Source organism: Rhizobacter sp. OV335 (assembly GCF_900142965.1).
Taxonomy (GTDB): domain Bacteria; phylum Pseudomonadota; class Gammaproteobacteria; order Burkholderiales; family Burkholderiaceae_C; genus Rhizobacter.
This window is the reverse complement of the sequence record NZ_FRCQ01000010.1, coordinates 67837-84458: the sequence shown is the minus strand read 5'-3', so window position 1 is coordinate 84458 and position 16622 is coordinate 67837. Positions and strand designations below refer to the sequence as shown.

The following is a 16622-nucleotide window of genomic DNA, read 5'->3' as shown; positions in this document are numbered from 1 at the left end:
TGGTTTTCCTGTCACTGTATAGTGAAGCATTCATTTTGACGAAAATGAGTGCTTTGCCATGCAAACTGATGTCTCCGGTGCCCCTCTCCCGGCCCAGCTGAAGGCCTTGCGCCGCGCCGGCCGGCGCTCGCTGGTGAGCCTGGCCGAGCGCACCGGCCTGAGCCGGCTGACCGTGGCGGCGGCCGAAGGCCAGGCCGATGCGCGGCTGTCGACGCTGACCGCGCTGTTCGACGAACTCGGCTACGTGCTGGTGCCGGTGCCCAAGCCGCTGCTGGCCGAGACGGTCGCGTTCATCAACAACCAGGGGCAGTCGGTGTCGCTGCCGGCGGGCGTCAGCGCACCACTCGGGGTCGGGCAGCAGGCGTTCCAGTACCGGGTCGGCAAGGACGCCGACGCCGCCATCGACGACGACGGCGAGGCTCCCTCATGATCCGCAGCGCCAGTCGCACCAGCGCCCCCATCACGATGGCCGAGCTGCGGCTGCACGTGCCCGACGCAGCGCAACCGCGGCGCATCGGCTGGCTCTCGCAGGTCGGCGACAACATCCGCGTCTCGTTCGATGACGCCTACGTCGGCGACGCGGCCCGGCCGACGCTGTCGCAGCTGTACCGGGGTGCCGACGAGGCGCAGACCCGCGCGATCCTCGTGGCCGTCAACGACGAGCGGCTGGTGCGCATCGGCCGCCTGCCGGTGTTCTTCGAGAACATGCTGCCCGAGGGCCACAACCGCGACCGGTTGGCCGAGCGGCGCGGCGTCGAGCGCGACGACGAGTTCGAGTTGCTGGCAGCAGCCGGCCACGACCTGCCCGGCGCGCTGGAGGTGCTGCCGGCGCACGAGGTGCCGACCGGCGTGGTCGAGCTGCACGCGACGAAGCGGCTGGAACCGCTGGAGCCGTCGGCGGTGGCGGCGCCGGTCGAAGACGGCTTCTCGCTCGGCGGCTTCGTCACCAAGTTCTCGATGGTCCACCGCGGCACGCGCTACGTGGTGCGCAGCGGCACCGAGGCCGGCGAGGTGCTGGTGAAGCTGCCGTCGATCACCTACCCGGACCTGGTGCACAACGAGGCCTGCTGCTACCGGCTGGCCGAGGCGGTCGGCGTGCGCACGGCCGGTGCGAGCGCGCGGCCGGTGGCCGAGCTCGACCTGCCCGGCGTCGAGCTGCCGTTCAGCCACTACCTGCATGTGCCGCGCTTCGACCGCCGGCGCCTGCTCGACGGCCGCACGCAGCGCGTGCACTTCGAGGAGCTGACGCAGGCACTCGGCATCGACAGCCGCCGCAAGTACCGCGACCTGCCGGCCGCGATGCGGGCGCTGCTGGTGCTGCTGAAGCAGTCGCCGGCGAGCGACGTGCGCGAGCTCGACGAGGTGTTCCGCCGCTGGACGGCGTATGCGCTGATGGGCAACACCGATGCGCACTCGAAGAACTGGGCGCTGCTGTACGAAGACGGCGTGCACCCGCGGCTCGCGCCGGCCTACGACATGGTGTGCGTCGCGGCGTATTTCGACCCGGCCGATCCGCGTGCGCTGGCGCAGAACCGCAAGATGGACGAATCGCTGAAGGCCTGGAACGAGGACGCCGCCGAGGCGCTGGCCAAGGCGGCGGGGCTGCTGGCGTTCAACCGCTTCCGGCGCGTCGTGCGCGAGACGCGGGCGCTGGCGGCGATTGCGTGGCCGGCGTTGTTGAAGGATGCACCACCTCAGGTGGCCACGACGATCCAATCCCGCCTGTAGCCCGGATGCCAATCCGGGATCGCTTCGGCATGGCCGACCGGAATCGGCGTCCGGACTACTTCAATCCACTGGCGCGGCAGTCCAGCGGCACGTGCGGCCCTGGCAGATCGGTGGCGTTGCGGCCCTCGGCCTTCATCTTGTCCGGCACCTCGGCCGTGCCGCACACCCAGGCGATCGGCACCTGCGGGTAGTCAGCCACCACGGCGGGCCGCAACGTCAGCTTGCGACCGGAGAGATTGCGGTTGGACTGGTTGCCGAAGGTGATGGTGATCGCACCATCGACCACCGACAGCGAGGCCACGTGGTTGCCGACGATGCGCTCGGCCGGCGGCAGACCGGCAGCCTCGTTGCTCGCCGGCAGCCGGTGCGTCTTCGCGTAGTAACCCTGGACGGACTGCTTCGCGAAATCGGCCAACGCCAGGCCCTCTGCCACCTGCGCGCGGATCACGCGATCCTGCAGCGATGGCACGGCCATCGTGGCCATGATGCCGATGATCGCGATCACGATCATCAGTTCGATCAATGTGAAGCCACGCCGTTGCTGTGTGATGTTCATGTCGGACCGTTCAGATGATGGAGCCGAGCTTGAAGATCGGCAGGTAGATGCCAAGCACCAGGATGCCGGCCACCAGGCCCAGCAGCAGGTACAGCGTGAGGATCGCGCCACGCTCGAAGCGCGCCAGCGCGATCTCGAGTTCTTGCGCAGCATCCGCGTTCAACTGCGAAAGTGTGGACGGCAGATCGCCCACCTTCTCCCCCAGGCGAATGAACAGCGGCACGCGCGGCGGCCAGGCCGGCTGCGTCGCAAGCGCCTGGCTGAGAGGATCGGTGCCGTGCACGCCTGCCCGCAGTTGCCGGGCCGCAGCCGCAAGGCGCCGGGTCGGCGTGGTCGCGGCCAGGTGCGCCAGTGCGGCAGCCAAGTCGGTCCGGTCGCCGTGGTGGCGCTGCAGCAGGCCGAGCCCACGCGCGACGAAGCTGGCGTGCCGCAGCCGCGAGACGAACCCGAGTCCGCCGGCTGCGTCGTGGGCCCACCGCTGCACGCGGCGCGGCAATTTGCCGGCCACGGCCAACCCGACGGCGACCAGCAGCAGCGGCAACCACACCCACCAGCCGCTCGACGCCAGGTGGCCGGCAGCAAACAGCCAGCGCGTCAGCACCGGCAACTCGACGCCGAAGCTGTCGTACACCTCGACGAAGGACGGCACGACGAAGATCGAGCCGACCGCGAACAGCCCCACGATGGCGACCGCCACGCAAGCCGGCCAGACCAGCGCGACCCGCAGCACGCTGGCGCTGCGCTGCTGGCGCTCGAAATCAAGCGCCAGGCTGTCCAGCGTGTCGGCGAGCGTACCGTGCTGCTCGCCGGCGATGACCCAGCTGACCGTGTCGTCTGCGAACGCTGGTTGTGCCTCACGCAGCGCGGCCGACAGCGGCTCACCGCGCGCCAGCGCCTGAAGCACGCGCAGTGGCTGGACGCCCGCCGCCACGGGTGCGCCCGGGTCCTGCGCGTAGACGTTGGCCACGTCCTGGAGCGACAGCTGGCGCCGGTGGGCACCGGCCAGTTGGCGGAACAGCAGGGCCATTCCGGTGAGATCGAGGTGTTGGAAGGTCATGTCATCGGGGAGAACGTTGGGCAGCGCGTCGGGCGCAGACGGACGGCAGCTGCTCGGGCGCCAGCCCCTGCACCAGCGGCGGCGAGACGGCCGACCAGCCCGCGGGCGGCTCGCGCTGGCCGCACAGCCAGAGCACCGTCCAGCCGATGCCGGCGTCGTCCAGGGCCGGACGCAGGCCGAGACGGAACGGTGATCGCCGGGGATCGACCCCGCCACTGACGAGCAGGCTGCTGCCATCGCGCTCGTAGACGAACTGGGTCCGGGCGTTGTCGGCGGCGGCCTCGGTGCGCTCGGATGACGGTATCAGCCGGCCCTGCAGCGCATACGCTTCGACAGCGTCCAGGCGGGCCGTGCCGAGGCCGATCAGGGGCTCGGTCAGGCGCGCCTTGGCCAGAATGGCGGGCACCTGGCTGACGCACACCGCCGAGGCGACAAACACGATGCAGGCGCTCAGCGTCAGGTCCATCGGCAGCGACCGCACGAGCCAGTTCATCGGCAGGTGCCCGGCAGGTACTGGCGCGGCAACAGCACCAGCTCTTTCGGGACCGGGGGGGCGACGCGCCCCGCCGGCGTCGCGGCCGACTGGCAGATCCACGACAAGGCGCCGGTGGGAAGCTCGGGATCAGACACCGGCCGCAACAGCAAGGCCGGGCGGCCCTTCAGTTCCTTCCCCGTCTCGGGCAAGTAGCGCACCGTGATGCTGCCCTCGATCACCTGGATCTCCGACACCCAGGCACCCCGCAGCGCCGCGGGCGGCGGCAGGCCGGCCGCCGCGTTGTCGACCGGCAGGCGCCCCCAGCGATCGCGGTACTCGGCGATGCTCTTCTCGACCACCCGCGCCAGCACGAACCCCTCGGCCACGCGGGCTCGCACGGTGTACTGCTGGTAGGCCGGCAGCGCCACCGCGGCCAGGATGCCGATCACCGAGACGACCGTCATCAGCTCGATCAGCGTAAAGCCGCGCACGCGGCGTGGAACGCGCATCGCACTCATCTGCCCCTCCCCCGGTTGTCCTGCTGTTGTGCGGGGGGATGATACCGATGCGATCCCGGATTGGCGTCCGGGCTACGAGCAGCTGTTCGTCAGCTTCCCGTACAGCGTGTTCAGGTCCAGCTGCGAAGCGAACCCCGCCGGCGCATGCCCCGAATAGAACCCGGTATCGCGCAGCCCCGTCAGGAACGGGTTGCTCACGTACTGCTGGCTGAAGCTGCCGGTGCCAGAGAAGTAGAACGAGAACAGGTGCGCCGGATCGAGCGCGAACTCGCCGCGATAGCTCTCGCCGTCGTTGCCGTCATCCCAGCCCCACGGCGTGTTCGCCGAGTTGGTGCTGCAGGTCTTCGAGCCCGAGCCGCAGCCACCGCTGGTGTCGCCACGGAAGCTGCCCCAGCTCGCGAAAGTCAGCGCCTGCGCGGCCGGCTGCAGCGCGTCGCTGAGCGCGGCGGCATACATGCCGTTCGGCTGGTTCAGGTCGACGAGCCGGTAGTTCACGTGACGGTCGTTGCCCGACAACGGATGGCCCGGGGTCCCGAGCGTCGGGTAGTAGACGATGCCGTCCTGGTTGGCCGCGCCGTTGAAGTTGGACGCATACGGCCAGGCCTTCAGTCCGTGGCCCTTGGCCTCCTGCACCGTCTTCATGCGGCTGATGCCGTTGTCGACCTCGAACGACACCGTGCCGTCGATGGTTTCATGGCCGTTGCGGTACGGGCTGCCGGCCGGCGTGAACGCGAAGAAATCGGTGTGGAACACCGTGATCATTCCTTCCATCGTGCCGAAGGGCGTGCCGTCCTTGCGCACCGAAATGATCGTGCCCTCGAGGTCGTTCTCATGCTCCTGGTCGAAGGCCGTGTCCGACCAGTCGCGCGGGTGATAGAACGAATAGCTGATGAACCAGTGCGTGCAGCTCTCGACCACCGAGTAGTACACCGTCGCGGGCCACTGGCCGTTGCCGCGGTTGTCCCAGTTGTTGGTCGTGATGCGGTCGTTGTCGTAGTCGTACGCGGTGATGTACTCCGACGGGTAGTCGCTCGAGTCGGTGTCCTGGTAGTGCACCGGTGCGTAGCGGAACGCCAGTTCCGCCGTCGTCGCAGCACAGGCGCCGAGGCTCGCGATCGACAGGCCCATGCCCGCCGCCAGCGCCGCGATGGTCTTCTTCAGCATGCTCTCTCCCCTCGTTGAGGCCACGGTTGATGTGGCCGCGAGGGTAGGGAGCGCCGATGTCGCGTCAGTGACGCGACAAGGTCAGAACGATGTCAGCGAAAGCCGCTCAGCGGTCGTAATACGGATCGTCGGGGTGGCGGCGCGACGGAATGAAACTCCCGCGCGGGGGCGTGTTGTGGCTGACGCTGCTGACCGGATTCGAATAGGGCGGCACGCTGGACCTCGGCGCCAGCGTCTGCTGATACTGGCTCTGCGGCGTGTAGTAGCGGTTCGAGTCCTCCGGGTGCGGCGCGTGCATCGGGTAATTCCGGTTGAACTGCGAGTACATCGCACCGGCAGCGTCAGGCCCTGAAATATTCGAGCCCGGGTTGTGATGCCGATACATCGCCGCCGCGCCATCGGCGGTGTAAGGCGTCATCGGAAACACCGCCGAATGGGTGGGTTGGGGTCCACCGCGGCCATACCGGGCCTCGCGCATCGGCGGAATGTTCGGTTGGCGGAAGACTCCGGCTTCGCCGTGGTACAGCGGGTCGTGCGACGGCGGCCTCGACGAAGCCACCATCACGTTGCCACCCTGGCTGTCCATGATGTGCCGACCCGGATTCACGACGTAGACACCGTCGGTGCTGGCTCGGCCCGTGGGGTCGCCGATGCCGACGTGGTGGCCAGCCCGCAAGCCGGTGCGGGAGATGCTGTCGTAGTTGCCCTCATCCGTCGTATGGCGATAGACCTCGACACCCTGCGGACGTGGCAGATTCCGGCGCGGCGCCAGCGACGCCGCGGCGGGGCGCCGGCGGCCGTCGTCCGACTCGTCGCTCGACGAGATCGAGTCGAAGCTGTCGCGCCGGCGGCGGCCACCGCCCGGGATGCCGATCGCCGACGAGCGCGACGGCGACGGACCCCATGAATCTTCCGACGGGCCGCGTGAACGGGCCGGAATCTCCCGCGGCTGCGAGCGGCTGCTGGAAGGTTGGTAAGAGCCATAGCGCGGCCCGATGCGACTGTTGTCCATCGTGAATTCCTTTCAATCCGGTGTGAATGAGGAATTCAGTATTCGATGAACAGAGATATTGATTTCCAGATTCACCCGAAGCCGATGGGCCGAATGCGAAGATGGACAACTCCACTTTGTTACCAAAGTCATGCACCCGCGTGCGATCCTTTCAATCGAAGGCCAGCACCTCGTCGCCTGCCGCCGCTTCGCACCCGGGTCCCAGCGGCTGCCAGCCGCGGTGCACGACCACCTTGCGCTCGTCGTGACACAGCTCGACGCGCTCGGCCCCAGGGATCTGCTGGTGTACGAAGGCTTCCATCGCGGCCGGTGTGCTGATGCGCAGCTTCATCGCGTAGAGGTCGTCCAGCGGGTGGTCGTCGACATGGATCAGCGGCACGAACTGCGCCGCGAACATCAGCCCGTGCGAACCGATCTCGACCGGCGCCGGCGCATAGCCCTGCGCCGCAAGCCACTGCTGCGCCTGCTCGCGCGAGACGCGCGCGGGGTCGAAGCCGCCCCAGGCGCTGGCGATCAGCTCCATCACCCACTGGTTGCAGTTCTGGTAACGCGTGCTGAACGCGTAGGCATTGGCGCTGTAGCGCGCCGCCAGCAGGTCGAGCGCGAGCCGGCGGTCGAGCGAGCTGCGCGCGAGCGCCGCGCCTTCGGCCTGCGGCAGCAGCACGATCGAGACATGGCCGACGGACGGGCGGTCGGCGCCGAGCAGGAAGCCGGCCACGCCCTGGTCGAAGATGCGCGGGCGCGATTCCTCGCAGGCGTAGTAGAGCTGGCGCACCGCCCAGGCGCTGTCGGCGTCGGCCTTCAGCAGGATGCCGGCGTGCGAGTAGCGGATGCCGAAGCGGCTCAGGTCGATGCCCGAGCGCGAGATCAGGGCCACGTTGCGGCCCGATCCGTCGAGCTGCTGGCGCACCAGCGCGGCGAAGCGCAGCAGCTTGTCCTGCTGGCCCGCATTGATCGCGGCCGGGCGCTCGCAGAACTGCACGCTGGCGGCCTGCGCCGTGCCGAAGCAGGCAACGCAAGCCAGCGCCGCGACCGCAATGCGGCCGCGGAGTCTCTTCACAACGCCGTCACAGCGTGACGACGCGCGAATCGAGGTCGCGCCGCCAGTCGTCGGTCAGCACGAGGAAGAAGGCCTCGCGGGTGTCGACACGGGCGAATTCGAAGCCATAGGCCCGCTGGTTGGCTTGCACCAGGTCGCCGGTGCCGAGCGGGCGGGCCGCCAGCGCCTGGCGCGGCAGCTCGAGGATGAACTCGCGATCGGCGCCGGCCTCGGTGGCCCGCAGCGTCAGCTGCATCATCGCCGGGCGGCCGGCCAGCTCCGCCACCTCGGCCACCTCGATCACCTGGTACTGCCCTTCGGCCACTTCCTTGTCGCGCTTCGAGCTGTTGCTCGATCCCTTGATCGAGTCGGAGACGCTGCCGGACGAGGCCGACCCGGCGCTCGATGCCGACGACGCGAAGCTCTCGGCATGGCCGGGCAGCGTGATGCCGAGGGCCAGCAGCGACAGGGCGGACAGGCAGGCCGCGCGAATGGGGGACAGTCGGGTCATGGTCATCCTTCGGTGGTGCGGGATACGAGATGCGGGATACAGGGTGCGGGATACGGCGCAGCATAGCCGACGGTGCGCCAGAATCCGCACATGCCCCGTCCCGCTCCCCTGGCACCCCGCAAGGCACCACAACAGGCCCGTTCGCAGCGCACTGTCGAGGCGCTGCTCGAGGCCGCCGCGCAGGTGCTCGAAGCGCGCGGCATCGCGGGCTTCAACACCAACGCGGTGGCCGAGCGCGCGGGCGTCGGCATCGGCTCGCTGTACCAATACTTCCCGTCCAAGGAAGCGCTGACGCTCGGGCTGATGCAGCGCGAGGGAGAACGCTTCCACGCCGAGGCCCGGGCCGCGCTGTTGCATGCCGACGGCACGGCGGCCTTGCGCGCGCTGATCGCCGCGTCGGTGGCGCAACAGTTGCGGCGGCCCGAACTCGCGCGCCTGCTCGACGTGGAGGAGAGCCGCCCGGAGCTGCGGGCCGCGGTGGTCAAGGGGGCGTTCCGTGCGCTGGTCGCCGAGCTGCTGGGCCGCGCCGACCTGCCGCGCCAGCCCGACCCGGAGCGCGCCGTCGACGACGTCGGCGCCATCGTGCGCGGCATCGTCGATGGTGCCGGCGAGCGTGGCGAATCCGACGAGCCCGCGCTGCGCCGGCGCGTCGAGGCAGCCGTCTTCGGCTACCTGCGCCTGGCCGCCGCAGGCCCCGAAAGCGAGTCGGACAAGCGCTGAGCCTTCGGCTCGCCCACGGGCCGGCGCAGGCCCGTCGATGCGAGTAGCTCGAACGGCGCCCGATTCCTACGATGCCTTCCTTTCACACCCCGAGGCATCGCCTGATGAACCCCATCACCACCACCATGAAGCTCAACCACCTGAGCTTCCCTTCGAACGACCTCGCCGCGTCGACCCGATTCTTCGAGGAGCGGCTCGGCTGCACCAGCACCTCCTACCCCGGCTTCAACATCCTGAAGCGGCCGGGCTTCGACATCGTGCTCGAACAGGCCCAGGGCTTCCAGGTCGACTGGCCGCACAACTTCCACATCGGCTTCGAGCTGCCGACGGTCGAGGACGTGCGCAGCCTCTACGAGCGCTTCAAGGCCGACGGCATCGAGATCCAGGTCGAGCTGGTGCGCAGCCCGCGCGGCACCCGCTTCTTCTGCATCGCGCCGGGTGGCCTGCTGGTCGAGATCAACACCCGCGCCGATGCGCCCGAAGCCGTTCGCGCCACGATGACCTGACCGCCCCCCGGGCCGACCCGCCCCCCGCCACCCATCGGTTTAGGCCAATACGACCTCCATTCCCGCCAAGGGAGGTCGATGTGCGAGAAAGTACACAGTCGGATCCCACACTCGCCGGAGAAGATAGACCTGTTACGAACAGCAACAATGTTGGGACAGGGAGTAAAAAAAGAATGGAAGCCATCTCGGATGTGCGATGCATCGCCATGCTCGTACCGGAAGGATCGAGCATCGTTGGCGTGGCCGGTCCGGCCGAAGTGTTCACCGTGGCCAATGCGCTGCTGGCGCGGGCCGACAGGCCACCGGCCTACCGCGTCGTCTGCGTCTCGCGGCGTGGCGGCTGGGTCGGCACCTCGTCGGGATTCGCGCTGCAGGCCCAGCCGCTGGAGGCCGTGGCACCAGCCGCCACCGACACGCTGCTGGTGTGCGGCGGCCCGGAGATCGGGTCGGCGCTGCGCGATGCGGTGCTGGTCGACTGGATCGCCCAGGCCGCGCCGAAAGTGGCGCGCGTCGGCTCGATCGGCACCGGCTCGTTCCTGCTGGCGGCGGCCGGCCTGCTGAATGGCCAGCGGGCCGTCACGCTGGCCGGCCATGGCGACGATTTCAGAGCGCGCTTCCCGCGCGTGCACCTGGACGACGACCCGATCTACGTGCAATCGGGCAAGTTCTGGACGGCTGCCGGCATGACCGCCGGCATCGACATGGCGCTCGCGCTGGTGCGTGCCGACCTGGGGCCGCAGATCGGGCTGGACGTGGCACGCGCGCTGGTCGTGTTCATGGCGCGCTCCGGCAGCCAGGCGCAGCGCAGCACGCTGCTGAACCTGCAGGAGCGCCTTGCGCAGCGCGGCGCCGACAGCATGCTGACCGACCTGCTGGGCTGGGTCGCGACGCGGCTGAGCCAGCCCACCACCGTGACCGACATGGCCGGGCGCGCCGGCATGAGCCCACGCAACTTCGCACGCTTCTTCGTGCGCAGCACCGGCCAGACGCCCGCCAAGGTGGTGGAGCAGCTGCGCGTCGAGCGCGCCTGCCATTTGCTGGAGTCGTCGCCGGTGTCGATCAAGGCGATCGCGGCGCAGAGCGGCTTCGTCGACGACGAGCGCATGCGCCGGGCCTTCGTGCGCCAGGTCGGCTGCACGCCGGCCGAGTACCGCACCCGCCTGGGCGGCACCGACGTGCGCGGCCGCAAGGCGAGTTCCGGGCAGCGGCATGTGCGCCGCGCCCCCGAGCCGCAGCACGACATCCGCCCGCAAGGGGAACCCGCATGACCGAGCTGCTGATCTGGCTCGGCAGTGCGGCGGTGTTCCTTGCGGCCGGCGTGGCGGCCGGCTGGCACTTCGGGCGGGCGCGCGAGATGAAGCGCGTGTCGCGCCGCGTGTCCATCGTGCTAGGGCAGGTGGAGCGCCGGCACAAGAAGGAACTGAACCGTTTCCAGACCACCTTCGCGAAACAGGCGCAGGAGCTGAAGGAAGCGCGCGCGAAGCAACGCCTGCGCGAGGCGGCCGACAACCTGACGCATGCGCACATGCACGCACACACGCACGCGCATTCGCCGGGGCCTGCGGCGAAAGTGCCGCGCCCGGCCACGGAGCACCTGCATTCCGAGCCGCAGGCGCTGCCCGAGCACGGCTTCGCGCCCACGCAGCCGATGCAGCACGCCAGCCGCTGAGTGCCCCTGAACGTCGATCCGAGGTCCACGCGCTCCCTATGCACAACCCCTACATCGCCCTGCAGTTCCCGACCGTGCCGGCGCCGTTCGCGCCGACGCCGTCGGGCAGGACCCTGACGCAGCGGCTCACCGAAGACGCCGGCTTCCTGCACGACTACCTGCGCGACGGCCTGAACCTGATCGAGCCGTTCCGGACCACCGAGCACTACGCCGGCTTCCTGACGGTGGAGTACCACATGCTGGCGGACGTGCGGCGGCTCTACGCCGATGAGGAGATCTGGCGCGTCATCCCGGATCCCGAGCTCGCCGATGCACCGCGCGCGAGCCGCATGGAGGCCGACCTGCACGACCTGGAAGCCTGGCCGCCCAGCCCCGGCGCGACGCCGGCGACCCACGGCCTCGGGCTGATGGAGGCGCTGGGCTGGCTGTATGCGAGCGAGGGCCTGATGCTGAGCCTGGACATGATGGCGCAGTCGCAGAACCTCGGCGAGCACCTGGGCCTGAGCGAGGAGAATGGCGGGCGCCACCTGCTCTCGCCGCTGGGCAGCCGCACGCGCGCGTGGCGCAGCCTGGCCGCCGTGCTCGACTCGGCCCGCTTCTCGCACGCGCAGGGCACCGACTTCGTGTCGGGCGCGAGCCTCGCGTACCACCGGCTCGACGAGTTGCTGTCGCTCGCGCTGCGGCCCCGCGCCGACACCGCACCCGCCGAGATGATCTGACCCACCCCGAAGCGCCTTCGGCGCGGGCCGGGTGTTCCAGCCATGGCCAGCCTGTGCCCCTGGCTGGCGCTCGCCCATTGGCGTCACCCGAGGCGACAAGACCCGCATCAAATGGTTTTTTGCGATAGTTCGATAATTCTCGTACAGTCGCATGCATGAACCAGGACGACGTCGTTTCTGCCCTTGCAGCCCTTGCCCACGCCATCCGCCTGCAAGTCTTCCGCGCGCTGGTGGTCGCCGGGCCGAGCGGTTTGACCCCGGGGGTGATGAGCGAGGGGCTGGGCATCGCCGGCACGACGCTCTCCTTTCACTTGAAGGAGCTGGTGAACGCCAGCCTCGTCACGCAGGAACGCGTGAGCCGGCACCTTGTCTACCGCGCCGCCTATGAGCGCATGAACGGCGTCATCGGCTACCTCACCGAGAACTGCTGCGCGGGTGAATCCTGCGCGGTCCCCGCTGCAGCCGCCGGCTGCGGATGCTGACCCACCCCAGGAGCCCGAAATGAAGCGATTCCATGTCCACGCCCATGTCCAGGATCTGCAGGAGAGCATCGCCTTCTACTCCAGGATGTTTGCCACCGAGCCGACCCGCGTCGAGAGCGACTATGCGAAATGGATGCTGGAAGACCCCAGGATCAACTTCGCGATCTCCACCCGCGGCGACGCCGTCGGCGTCGACCACCTCGGCATCCAGGCGGACACCGAAGAGGAACTCTCCGCGCTGAAGGCCAGCGCCGAAGCCGCCGGCATGACGCTGCTCGATGTCGGCGAGACCAGCTGCTGCTACGCGCGCAGCGACAAGTACTGGGTGACCGATCCGCAAGGCATCGCCTGGGAGCAGTTCCGCACGCTGGGCAACATCCCGGTGTTCAGTGAGAAAACGCAGTCCGATGATTCCGGCTCGGCGGCGTGCTGCGTGGCCACGGCGCCTCGCGGCAAGCCGCTCGGCATTCCCGTGAAGGCATCGGCTTCGGGCTCCTGCTGCTGACGACCCGCATGCGCATCAACAGCCTGCCCTCTCGTGCGTTCGCTGAGTTTCTCGGCACGGGGCTGCTCCTGACGGTGGTCATCGGCTCCGGCATCATGGCCGAGCGCCTGGCCGGCGGCAATGCGGCCATCGCGCTGCTCGCGAACGCGCTGGCCACGGTGGGCGGGCTGTACGCATTGATCGAGGTGTTCGGTCCCGTCAGTGGGGCTCACTTCAATCCGGCGGTGTCGATCGCCATGGCCAGCCTGGGCCGGCTCCCGCGGGCGGACCTGGCTGCCTATGTGGCGGCCCAAGGGGTCGGCGCCGTGGCTGGCGCCTGGTTGGCACACGCGATGTTCGACCTGCCGCTGTTCCAGCTCGCCGCGACAACGCGCAGCGGTCCGGGTCTCTGGCTGGCGGAGTGCGTCGCGACCTTCGGCCTGCTGCTCGTCATCCTGCGCGTCCCGGGGCCCCGCGTCGCCATTGCGGTTGCCGCGTACATCGGCGCGGCGTACTGGTTCACCGCGTCCACGTCGTTCGCCAATCCTGCGGCCGTCGTCGGGCGCGCGCTCAGCGACAGCTTCGCCGGCATCGCGCCCCGCAGCGTGCCGGCCTTCATCGCGGCCGAGCTGGGCGGCGCGGCGCTGGCGCTGGTCGTGCACCGTTGGCTCCTCCCGGGCCTTCCCCCACACGACCATCACTCACCGGCAAAGCACCATGGATGACATCACGATCTTTCACAACCCGGCGTGCGGGACCTCGCGCAACGTCCTCGCGTTGATCCGGCATGCGGGGCTGAAGCCGACCGTCATCGAGTACCTGAAGACACCGCCGACGAAGGAACGCCTGCGCCAGCTGGTCGCGGACAGCGGCCAGCCGGTGCGCGCGCTGCTGCGCGAGAAGGGCACGCCGTTCGCGGAGCTGGGCCTCGACCAGGCCCATTGGACGGACGAGCAGTTGCTCGACTTCGTCGTCGCGCATCCGCTGCTGTTGAACCGCCCTGTCGTCGTCACCCCGCTGGGCACGGCGCTGTGCCGTCCTTCGTACGTGGTGCTGACGCTGCTGCCGGTCGGCAAGTTGCCGCCGTTCACCAAGGAGGACGGCGAGGTGGTGACGGACGATGGCGTTCGGCGAAGGTGATCACTCAATTTGACCGAACGGTGCAAAAAGGCGTAGAGTCGCCGGCATGCCACGTGAACGCTCCTTCTCCGAACCCGAAGTGCTGGACCGCCTGACCGACGTCTTCAGCACCCACGGCTATGCAGGCACCAGCTTGGCACTGCTGCAGGAGGCCACCGGCCTGGGCAAGCAGAGTCTCTACAACACCTTCGGCGACAAGCAGTCCATGTACTTGCAGGCCATCGACTGTGCCGTGCAACGCGGCGCGGGCGTCACCGCTGCGATGCAGTCCGCCGCAGAAGGGCGAGAGGCCTTGGCGCTTTTCTTCGATGCCATGGTCCGGAACTGCGCCAGTGCAGATCCGGCGCAGCGCAGCTGCATCGTGACCGGCGGCCTGCTCGAAGGCGTTGACGAGCCCCCGTTGGCCTGGGCATTGACCGCCCGTTGGCAGGCCACCCACGAGTTGCTGCGCTCGGTGGTGGAGCGCGGGCAGCGCGATGGTTCGATTGCCAATCAGGCACCGTCGGCCGAGTTGGCCGAGTTGCTGATCGCGCTGGTCAGCGGCTTGCGCGTTGCTGCGCGTGCCGGGCGAGGCCGGGCGCAGATGGAGCGCCTGGCGGCGCTGACGCTGGGGGTTCTCGACATGGCTTGAGCCTTCCCATATTTCTCCCTGGCCGCGCACGCGGCTTCTTTTTCCATCGTTATTGACCGATTGGTCTATTAGGAGTCATTCATGGACAAGTCCCTTGCAGGAAAGATCGCGCTGGTCACCGGCGCCTCGCGCGGCATCGGCGCCGCCATCGCACGACGGCTGGCGGCCGACGGCGCCGAGGTGGTTCTGCATTTCGGCAGCGGCCGCGCCGAAGCCGAAGCCCTGGCCGCCTCGTTGCGCGATGCCGGCCACAAGGCCCATCTGCTGCAGGCCGACCTGGCGGCGGTGGATGGCGGCCAGCAACTCGTCGCGCGCCTGGCCGCCTTGCAGCTGCCTCGCATCGACATCCTGGTCAACAACGCCGGCGTCGCGCTGTTTGCCGGGCTCGCCGGGACCAGTGCCGAGGAGTTCGAGAAGCTCGTCAGCGTGAACATGCGCAGCTTGTTCTTCGTCACGCAAGGCGTGGTGCCGCTGATGCCCGATGGCGGCCGCATCGTCAACATCGGTACCGCGGCCACACGCATCGCGTTTCCGGGCATCACCGCCTATTCGGCGAGCAAGGGCTTCGTGGACGCATTGACGCTGCAGCTGGCCGCTGAGCTGGGCCCCAGGGGCATCACCGTCAACGTGGTGGCGCCGGGTGCCATCGAGACCCGCATGAGTCCGTGGATCAACGAGCCGGGCGGCAAGGAAGTGCTGGCACAGGTGCAAGCCCTGCCAGGCGTCGGCCAACCGGCCTACATCGCCGGCGTGGTGGCCTTCCTGGCCGGACCCGACGGCGCGTGGACCACCGGGCAGGTCGTCGACGCGAGTGGCGGCACCAAGCTCTGAACCACCGCGAGACGATCGGTTCAGAAAACGGAAAAGCCCTTGTAAGTCATTGACTCACAAGGGCTTTTTGTTGGCGGAGTGGACGGGGCTCGAACCCGCGACCCCCGGCGTGACAGGCCGATGTGTGGAGTGAGCATTGGCGCGGCCCCGGGCCTGAGTTTCCGTTCCAAAGAACCTCAACGCAGCCTCCCAACAGCCCGTTGGCCGAAGGGCAAATTCCAAAGATTAGGGCACGCATCCGACATCGAGCAGCCGTCGAAAGCGCAGACGTTCGCGTTCAAAACTGAGATCGCTACGCCATGGGTCGTGGCTTCCCGCCCATCATCGACGCTCGAAGCACGCAGAGAACATGTTTCCGTTGCTCCGGTAGACCTCGGTCGAACGCTCGGTGCTGGCTTGGACCTCCATCAAGCGGTCCCCCTTCGACACCAAACGACCATCCCCTTCCTCAATTCCGACGTCGATGACCAGCATGGACTCGCGCGACCCGTCAAGGTCCGCAAACCCCGCGAAGTGCCCCCGTGCGCGATAAGCCACTACGACCGGTCCGTGAAGGTCGCGACGAATGGTGATTGTTTTGCCTGCATCGGATCCATGCACGCTCAGCCCATTGCGCACGTAGACCAAATCGCCGACGAGTTCGCGCGGGATGACGCCCGTGGTCTCGTACGTTCCGGCGTCGAGATTGAAGCGCAAGACCCTGTCGGGGAGGATCAGCTCCGCTTCGTCATGCGCCACCATCCGCATTGCCGACACGCGCTTGTGCCCGGCAAGAAGGACTTTGGCGCGCCCTTCACGGGTCACTTCGTAGAGCCGGAATGTTCCCTCGACCCGTAGGTCGCCTGCGTCGGTATTGGCAGCCACCAACACAGAGCCGCTCCGTGCAACTCGCACGTAGTGCCCTTTCGATTCCTCCGAGAGAGGTTCAGGCAGTTCTCCAACCACGCGCACTACCTTCGACTGCTGGTCCATTTCGAGCAAACGCCCGGTCTCCTCAGCGTAGAGGATGCGGCCTTCATCACAAGACAGCAACTCGATCGGTCGAGGTGAATGCACCAGGACCTCGCGTTCGCCTTCGCCGCCGCCCACACGAGACAGTTGATAGTCGACGGCATTCGGGTTCGCGGCATCCGCCACGCTCTCGACCACGGCGAAGGTGCCTGGCCCGTCACTTCCCGCGTACGCAACGGCAATGCCAACGATCAGAGCAACAGCAAACCGCAGTGAAGTCATGAGTTATGGGCACGGAAGGAATGATCGCTCGGCCCGGGCGTGGGTCACGCCGTCCAGCCGACCCTGGAACAATCACTTTGACTTGCACATGAGAAGCAGCAGTGAAGTTCGCGTGCAGCAACCGACTTCCCAACGCAGTCAGCGTCT

Annotated in this window: 22 protein-coding genes; 13 read left to right on the top strand and 9 right to left on the bottom strand. The window is 68.4% G+C overall.

Annotation, left to right across the window (positions count from 1 at the left end; translation table 11 throughout):
• The first annotated feature begins 58 nt into the window (after positions 1-58).
• A complete protein-coding gene (locus tag BUE42_RS12705) occupies positions 59-430 on the top strand; it encodes a helix-turn-helix domain-containing protein (RefSeq protein ID WP_143171467.1) in 372 nt (123 codons plus the stop codon).
• Positions 427-1728, top strand: a complete 1302-nt coding sequence (locus BUE42_RS12700) for a type II toxin-antitoxin system HipA family toxin (protein ID WP_235002303.1) — start codon at positions 427-429, stop codon at positions 1726-1728. Before BUE42_RS12705 ends, BUE42_RS12700 begins: the two co-directional genes overlap by 4 nt.
• Before the next feature lie 55 nt (positions 1729-1783).
• Here BUE42_RS12700 and BUE42_RS12695 read toward each other — a convergent pair whose 3' ends face one another.
• From BUE42_RS12695 to BUE42_RS12660, 8 genes are all read right to left on the bottom strand, one after another.
• On the bottom strand, positions 1784-2284 hold the full coding sequence (locus BUE42_RS12695; protein WP_073465467.1) for a pilin: 501 nt from the start codon (positions 2282-2284) through the stop codon (positions 1784-1786).
• 10 nt (positions 2285-2294) lie between these two features.
• Positions 2295-3341, bottom strand: coding sequence for a type II secretion system F family protein (locus tag BUE42_RS12690; protein WP_159445409.1), 1047 nt, complete (start codon positions 3339-3341; stop codon positions 2295-2297).
• A gap of 1 nt (position 3342) precedes the next feature.
• Positions 3343-3834, bottom strand: a complete 492-nt coding sequence (locus BUE42_RS32995) for a hypothetical protein (RefSeq protein WP_073465465.1) — start codon at positions 3832-3834, stop codon at positions 3343-3345.
• Positions 3831-4334: a pilin gene (locus tag BUE42_RS12680; RefSeq protein WP_073465464.1), complete on the bottom strand. Its 504-nt coding sequence runs from the start codon at positions 4332-4334 to the stop codon at positions 3831-3833. Before BUE42_RS12680 ends, BUE42_RS32995 begins: the two co-directional genes overlap by 4 nt.
• Positions 4335-4406: 72 nt before the next feature.
• Positions 4407-5498, bottom strand: coding sequence for a hypothetical protein (locus BUE42_RS12675; RefSeq protein ID WP_073465463.1), 1092 nt, complete (start codon positions 5496-5498; stop codon positions 4407-4409).
• 106 nt (positions 5499-5604) lie between these two features.
• Positions 5605-6510: a hypothetical protein gene (locus BUE42_RS12670; protein WP_073465462.1), complete on the bottom strand. Its 906-nt coding sequence runs from the start codon at positions 6508-6510 to the stop codon at positions 5605-5607.
• 151 nt (positions 6511-6661) lie between these two features.
• Positions 6662-7570, bottom strand: coding sequence for a DUF2145 domain-containing protein (locus BUE42_RS12665; RefSeq protein ID WP_073465461.1), 909 nt, complete (start codon positions 7568-7570; stop codon positions 6662-6664).
• A 7-nt stretch (positions 7571-7577) separates the two neighbouring features.
• A complete protein-coding gene (locus BUE42_RS12660) occupies positions 7578-8060 on the bottom strand; it encodes a hypothetical protein (RefSeq protein WP_073465571.1) in 483 nt (160 codons plus the stop codon).
• 90 nt (positions 8061-8150) lie between these two features.
• On the opposite strand from BUE42_RS12660, the gene BUE42_RS12655 reads away from it, so the two are divergent.
• The 11 genes from BUE42_RS12655 to BUE42_RS12605 all read left to right on the top strand — a co-directional run bounded on the left by BUE42_RS12655 (position 8151) and on the right by BUE42_RS12605 (position 15242).
• A complete protein-coding gene (locus tag BUE42_RS12655) occupies positions 8151-8780 on the top strand; it encodes a TetR/AcrR family transcriptional regulator (RefSeq protein WP_073465460.1) in 630 nt (209 codons plus the stop codon).
• Positions 8781-8884: 104 nt separating this feature from the next.
• Complete coding sequence (locus tag BUE42_RS12650; RefSeq protein ID WP_200798955.1) at positions 8885-9286, top strand: VOC family protein; 402 nt, start codon at positions 8885-8887, stop codon at positions 9284-9286.
• 206 nt (positions 9287-9492) lie between these two features.
• The gene (locus tag BUE42_RS12645; protein ID WP_159445408.1) at positions 9493-10554 is read left to right on the top strand and encodes a GlxA family transcriptional regulator; all 1062 of its coding nucleotides are present in this window, start codon (positions 9493-9495) and stop codon (positions 10552-10554) included.
• Positions 10551-10955 (top strand): hypothetical protein, encoded by a 405-nt coding sequence (locus BUE42_RS12640; protein ID WP_073465458.1) that lies wholly within the window; start codon positions 10551-10553, stop codon positions 10953-10955. The genes BUE42_RS12645 and BUE42_RS12640 overlap by 4 nt, the downstream gene beginning before the upstream one ends.
• 38 nt (positions 10956-10993) lie before the next feature.
• The gene (locus tag BUE42_RS12635; protein WP_073465457.1) at positions 10994-11674 is read left to right on the top strand and encodes a biliverdin-producing heme oxygenase; all 681 of its coding nucleotides are present in this window, start codon (positions 10994-10996) and stop codon (positions 11672-11674) included.
• A gap of 155 nt (positions 11675-11829) precedes the next feature.
• Positions 11830-12156, top strand: a complete 327-nt coding sequence (locus BUE42_RS12630; protein ID WP_073465456.1) for an ArsR/SmtB family transcription factor — start codon at positions 11830-11832, stop codon at positions 12154-12156.
• Between the two features lie 19 nt (positions 12157-12175).
• Complete coding sequence (locus BUE42_RS12625) at positions 12176-12661, top strand: ArsI/CadI family heavy metal resistance metalloenzyme (protein ID WP_073465455.1); 486 nt, start codon at positions 12176-12178, stop codon at positions 12659-12661.
• 14 nt (positions 12662-12675) lie between these two features.
• On the top strand, positions 12676-13365 hold the full coding sequence (locus BUE42_RS12620; RefSeq protein WP_143171477.1) for an aquaporin: 690 nt from the start codon (positions 12676-12678) through the stop codon (positions 13363-13365).
• Positions 13358-13780 carry an arsenate reductase (glutaredoxin) gene (arsC, locus tag BUE42_RS12615; RefSeq protein WP_073465453.1) on the top strand — a complete coding sequence of 141 codons (423 nt, stop codon included), beginning with the start codon at positions 13358-13360 and terminating at the stop codon, positions 13778-13780. Before BUE42_RS12620 ends, arsC begins: the two co-directional genes overlap by 8 nt.
• 46 nt (positions 13781-13826) lie before the next feature.
• Positions 13827-14411: a TetR/AcrR family transcriptional regulator gene (locus BUE42_RS12610; RefSeq protein ID WP_073465452.1), complete on the top strand. Its 585-nt coding sequence runs from the start codon at positions 13827-13829 to the stop codon at positions 14409-14411.
• An 81-nt stretch (positions 14412-14492) separates the two neighbouring features.
• Complete coding sequence (locus BUE42_RS12605; RefSeq protein ID WP_073465451.1) at positions 14493-15242, top strand: SDR family NAD(P)-dependent oxidoreductase; 750 nt, start codon at positions 14493-14495, stop codon at positions 15240-15242.
• A 321-nt stretch (positions 15243-15563) separates the two neighbouring features.
• Here the strand turns inward: BUE42_RS12605 and BUE42_RS12600 are convergent, their stop codons facing one another.
• On the bottom strand, positions 15564-16475 hold the full coding sequence (locus tag BUE42_RS12600) for a hypothetical protein (protein ID WP_073465450.1): 912 nt from the start codon (positions 16473-16475) through the stop codon (positions 15564-15566).
• Positions 16476-16622: the final 147 nt, after the last annotated feature.

Excerpts from the sequence above, each read along its gene's own strand:
- BUE42_RS12705 (WP_143171467.1), top strand. The coding sequence starts at position 59 with ATGCAAACTGATGTCTCCGGTGCCCCTCTCCCGGCCCAGCTGAAGGCC.
- BUE42_RS12700 (WP_235002303.1), top strand. The coding sequence starts at position 427 with ATGATCCGCAGCGCCAGTCGCACCAGCGCCCCCATCACGATGGCCGAG.
- BUE42_RS12695 (WP_073465467.1), bottom strand. The coding sequence starts at position 2,284 with ATGAACATCACACAGCAACGGCGTGGCTTCACATTGATCGAACTGATG.
- BUE42_RS12690 (WP_159445409.1), bottom strand. The coding sequence starts at position 3,341 with ATGACCTTCCAACACCTCGATCTCACCGGAATGGCCCTGCTGTTCCGC.
- BUE42_RS32995 (WP_073465465.1), bottom strand. The coding sequence starts at position 3,834 with ATGAACTGGCTCGTGCGGTCGCTGCCGATGGACCTGACGCTGAGCGCC.
- BUE42_RS12680 (WP_073465464.1), bottom strand. The coding sequence starts at position 4,334 with ATGAGTGCGATGCGCGTTCCACGCCGCGTGCGCGGCTTTACGCTGATC.
- BUE42_RS12675 (WP_073465463.1), bottom strand. The coding sequence starts at position 5,498 with ATGCTGAAGAAGACCATCGCGGCGCTGGCGGCGGGCATGGGCCTGTCG.
- BUE42_RS12670 (WP_073465462.1), bottom strand. The coding sequence starts at position 6,510 with ATGGACAACAGTCGCATCGGGCCGCGCTATGGCTCTTACCAACCTTCC.
- BUE42_RS12660 (WP_073465571.1), bottom strand. The coding sequence starts at position 8,060 with ATGACCCGACTGTCCCCCATTCGCGCGGCCTGCCTGTCCGCCCTGTCG.
- BUE42_RS12655 (WP_073465460.1), top strand. The coding sequence starts at position 8,151 with ATGCCCCGTCCCGCTCCCCTGGCACCCCGCAAGGCACCACAACAGGCC.
- BUE42_RS12650 (WP_200798955.1), top strand. The coding sequence starts at position 8,885 with ATGAACCCCATCACCACCACCATGAAGCTCAACCACCTGAGCTTCCCT.
- BUE42_RS12645 (WP_159445408.1), top strand. The coding sequence starts at position 9,493 with ATGCTCGTACCGGAAGGATCGAGCATCGTTGGCGTGGCCGGTCCGGCC.
- BUE42_RS12640 (WP_073465458.1), top strand. The coding sequence starts at position 10,551 with ATGACCGAGCTGCTGATCTGGCTCGGCAGTGCGGCGGTGTTCCTTGCG.
- BUE42_RS12635 (WP_073465457.1), top strand. The coding sequence starts at position 10,994 with ATGCACAACCCCTACATCGCCCTGCAGTTCCCGACCGTGCCGGCGCCG.
- BUE42_RS12630 (WP_073465456.1), top strand. The coding sequence starts at position 11,830 with ATGAACCAGGACGACGTCGTTTCTGCCCTTGCAGCCCTTGCCCACGCC.
- BUE42_RS12625 (WP_073465455.1), top strand. The coding sequence starts at position 12,176 with ATGAAGCGATTCCATGTCCACGCCCATGTCCAGGATCTGCAGGAGAGC.
- arsC (WP_073465453.1), top strand. The coding sequence starts at position 13,358 with ATGGATGACATCACGATCTTTCACAACCCGGCGTGCGGGACCTCGCGC.
- BUE42_RS12610 (WP_073465452.1), top strand. The coding sequence starts at position 13,827 with ATGCCACGTGAACGCTCCTTCTCCGAACCCGAAGTGCTGGACCGCCTG.
- BUE42_RS12605 (WP_073465451.1), top strand. The coding sequence starts at position 14,493 with ATGGACAAGTCCCTTGCAGGAAAGATCGCGCTGGTCACCGGCGCCTCG.
- BUE42_RS12600 (WP_073465450.1), bottom strand. The coding sequence starts at position 16,475 with ATGACTTCACTGCGGTTTGCTGTTGCTCTGATCGTTGGCATTGCCGTT.